Genomic DNA, 3803 nt, shown 5'->3' with positions numbered 1-3803 from the left:
ATCGGCGCCGCGAGCCTGGCCGACCGCGAAGGCGGGCGCGGCCTCGTTGTTGACGACGAGGCAGCCCTCCGCCCGAAAGGCGCGAATGCGCGGCAGAGATTGGCGGAAATGCGCGGTGATGGTCCACATCGGTCCGGACTTCACCGGCCGCCTCGCGTCGCGACAGACCGCGAGGAGCGAGGCCGTCAGCGCCGCGGACGGATAGGCATACCGGCTCGCGGGAATGTAGTGGCAGGAGACTCCCTCGTCCCGCAAAGCCTTGGTCGGCACGAAGAGATCGTCGACCTCGACAGAGGCCGAAATCGTCCCTGAGCCGCCAAGGAAGATGATGTGCCGCGCCCCGAGCGCGATCATCTCGTCGAGGCCGCCGGCGGCATAGGAGCCCTTGGCGGAGCGGCCGATCGCCATCGCCAGACCCTCATGCTCGAAGATCGCGAACGGATGGTCGGCCAGCGTAAAGTCGTCGACGGTTGCGCCATATCGCGCGACGACAAGATCCATGTGCGCCGAAATCACCGATTGGATGGCGAGTTTTGGCAGAGTGGGCCGCGGCCGGCCGTTGATTTCTTCGCAATAGTCGAACCAGTCGGCCGGATCGAAAGCCGAAGCGGCATCGGTGGTGTCCCATAAGAGCGGGAGGTCGTTGCGCTCGTCCGTCATGCTGCCTCCGCGAGCGCGGATGAGAGCCGCATCGTTCGGCGCAAGCGGATGGCGATGGCGGCAAGCGCGATCAGGCCAAGCGAGCCCGACAGCATCAGGACGGCGACGGCATTCAGCGACGGCGACAGGCCGATGCGCATCTGGGACGAGATCCAGACGGGCACGGTCGCCTGCGATCCGATGGTGAAATTGGTCACCAGCAGCTCATCGAGCGAAATGGCGGCGGCAAGGATCCCGGCACCGAGCAACGACGGCGCCAGGATCGGCAGCGTCACGGTGCGAAACACGCGGGCCGGCGAGGAGCCGAGATCGCGCGCCGCCTCCTCGATCCTGCGGTCCATCTTTTCGAGCCGCGTCCTGATGACGATCACGATGAACGGGGTGACAAGCAGGATGTGAGCCGCCGCGGTGCCAAGAACCCCGAGCCTGATCCCGGTGAAGACGAAGGTCGCGAGGAGGGCGACGCCAATCACCACTCCGGGAACGGCCATCGGCCCGTAGACCAGCAGCGCGAAGAACCCCTTCAGCGCAAAGCGCGAGCGCGCCAGGGCGAGAGCGCCCGGCAGGCCGATCAGCAGTCCGCCGGCCACCGCGCTCACGCAGACGGTCAGGCTCGTGCCGAGCACGCGCAGGAAATCGGGGCTTTGCACGACGTCGCCGTACCAATGGAGGGTGAAGCCCGTAAAGGGCAGCCCGGGGTTGCGTGCTGCATTGAACGAGAAAAAGACGACGGTGAGGAGCGGAGCGAAGAGAAAGACCAGGGCCAGAAGCGTGATGGTCTCGCTCAGCGGTATGTTCGGCCAGTCGATTCCGCCCTGCCGCCGGCCGGAGCCCGAGGCGTGGCGGGGCTTGGCCCTCCACAGTCGGGTCGCCAGCCGCTCGACGCCGAATGCGGCGCCAAGCACCACCGCGAAGCCGATGACCATGCTCACCGAAAGCGCCGCGCCAAGCGGATAGTTGCTGGCACCCCCGAACTGGTCGGCGATGATGGCACCGATCATCTGGCCATTCATCCCACCGACCAGCCGCGGCACGACATAGTCCGCGGCGGCCAGGATGAAACAGAGGGCGAAGGCGGTGCGAATGCCGCGCATCGAGAGGGGAAGCGTCACGCGCAGGAAGGTCTGTACGGGCCCCGAGCCCAGATCCCGCGATGCTTCCAGGAGATGGCGCGCAATGCCCTGCAGCCCGGCATACATGGGCAGAACGGCGAACGGCAGATATACATAGACGAGCGCGATGACGATCGCGAAATAGCCGTAGAGCAGGAAGCCCAGCGGCTGATCGATCAGGCCGATGCCGAGGAGCGTCTGGTTCAGGAGCCCGTTGGTGCCGAGGATCGTCGTCAGCGCATAGAGGCGGACGATGTAGCTCGACAAAAGCGAGGCCATGATCAGCACCAGGAGCCGAGGGCCCCAGATCTTGAAGCGGAAGCTGATGGCATAGGAGATGGCGTAGCCGATGACGACGGCGACGCAGGCGACTATGAACGAACACCCCAAGGTCTTGAGCAGGATCTGCGAATAGAGCGAGCTCGTCAGGACGCGCTGGTAATTCTGCAGCGTGAAGGTGGGGGTGACGGCAAAGAAGCTCGCCTTCCAGAAGCTGTAGGCGATGAGAAGGCCGAGGGGCGCAAGCAGCATGAGCGCGAAGTAGAGGGCGATCGGGACCATGCCGGGCGGCATGGTCCTTTCATTGAGACGCGCTGCGATCGCGGTGCGCGCGGGTTGCGCGAGTGTGAGCGGTGCAGATCCCTCGCTCTGACCGCTCATGAAGCCTTGAATTCTTCCCAGGCCTGGACCCATTCCTGGAACGGAACGTCGCGACCGCCCTCCTCGACGGTCACGCCGGGCACCAGGGGAGCCTTCTTCAGCACGTCGGCGCTCGATGAATATTGCAATTCCTTGGCGATCGCGGGGATCGCCTCGTCATTGACCGGGAAGGCCATGCTGTGCTGCGTCGTCAATTTCTGCGACTCCGTTCCCAGCGCGATATCGATGAACTTGTAGGCGGCCGCCGGATGTTCGGCAGCCTTCAGCACCATGAAGCAATCGACGTAGCTCCATGCGGCAAGCATCGTTGCCTGCACGTTGGTCGCCCCGGCTTTGCGGCTTTGCATCAGCGAGTCGGAATATTCGGGGAAGCCCACCCAGATGTCCTTGCGAGCGAACAGGGCGACTTCGTCGCCATAGTTGTGGATGGTGAGGACCTGCGGCCGGAAGCTCTTGAGCAGCTTTATGGTCTTGTCGAATTCCGCCCGGCTCAAATTGTTGGGCTTTTCAGCGCCGGCGAAGAACGCGAAGGTGGTGATGACCGCGTAGGGATCATCCGGAAGGCCGATCTTCTTGGTGAGCTTGGGGCTGAGCAAATCGTCGTAGCTCTTTGGCGGCTGCACCTCGTCGGCATTGTATTCGACGTAGCCGTGGCCCCAGTGGAACGGAACCGCAAAGACCTTGCCGTCGCGGCGGATGACGTCGGAGTCGCGGAAGAGCGGTGCGACCTTGTTCCAGTTCTCAAGGAGACCGGTGTCGATCGGCTCGATACGATCGAGCTTGCGCAGCTGGTCGATCTCGCCCTGATAGATGATGACCATATCGAAGGTGCCGGGCTGAGTGGTCTTGGTCAGGATCTCTTCGTTGGTCGTGTTGTAGGCCCAGCTGATGTTGAGTTCGGAGGGCCACGACGGCCGCGTCTCGTAGGGCTGGCTGCCGAGAATATTCAGCGGCCCCTTGGCGTTCTTCACATCGGCCGCGGTCAGGCTCGCGGCGCGGGCGGTCGGGATGCGAAGGCCGCCAAGCGGCGCAAGACCCATCGCTGCAAGGCCGATTGCCACTTGGCGGCGGCTGACGAAGCCTGCGCCGAACGTCGGTCGGCGACCAAATCGGTGCAACATTCTGGCACTCTCCTCGCTAGGATACAGGCTCGGCCGCCTGCGGCCTCGTGTTGCGGCGACCTGCGCGGTCCCAAGCTGCCACGATAACGCAGCCTAGCCGTGCCGTCCGGCGCCCCGTAGAATGCGCAATCCACGGTTTTGAACGGTAACGACGGGCTGCCCAGGCTCAGGCGACCGCATGCCGCCGAGCGTCTTCCGGAACCCCCTTCTTGCGCAAGTCCGTCGGCAGCTGGCCATATTCGCGCTTGAA

At 64.3% G+C, this 3803-nt stretch carries 3 protein-coding genes; all 3 read right to left on the bottom strand.

The window, feature by feature from the left end:
- Nucleotides 1-660 (bottom strand): hypothetical protein (locus JOY90_RS08395; protein WP_291690678.1); only part of this gene is annotated, 660 nt, incomplete at its 3' end.
- The gene (locus JOY90_RS08390) at nucleotides 657-2432 is read right to left on the bottom strand and encodes an ABC transporter permease subunit (protein ID WP_291690677.1); all 1776 of its coding nucleotides are present in this window, start codon (nucleotides 2430-2432) and stop codon (nucleotides 657-659) included. The genes JOY90_RS08390 and JOY90_RS08395, both read right to left, overlap by 4 nt.
- The gene (locus tag JOY90_RS08385) at nucleotides 2429-3553 is read right to left on the bottom strand and encodes an extracellular solute-binding protein (protein WP_291690676.1); all 1125 of its coding nucleotides are present in this window, start codon (nucleotides 3551-3553) and stop codon (nucleotides 2429-2431) included. The genes JOY90_RS08390 and JOY90_RS08385 overlap by 4 nt, the downstream gene beginning before the upstream one ends.
- Nucleotides 3554-3803: the final 250 nt, after the last annotated feature.

The sequence above is a fragment of the Bradyrhizobium sp. genome (genome assembly GCF_019242285.1).
Classification (GTDB): Bacteria; Pseudomonadota; Alphaproteobacteria; order Rhizobiales; family Xanthobacteraceae; genus Bradyrhizobium.
This window is presented reverse-complemented; position numbering and strand designations above follow the sequence as displayed.

Bases quoted from the DNA above. Each gene is read 5' to 3' on its own strand.
- JOY90_RS08390 (WP_291690677.1), bottom strand. From the start codon at position 2,432: ATGAGCGGTCAGAGCGAGGGATCTGCACCGCTCACACTCGCGCAACCC.
- JOY90_RS08385 (WP_291690676.1), bottom strand. From the start codon at position 3,553: ATGTTGCACCGATTTGGTCGCCGACCGACGTTCGGCGCAGGCTTCGTC.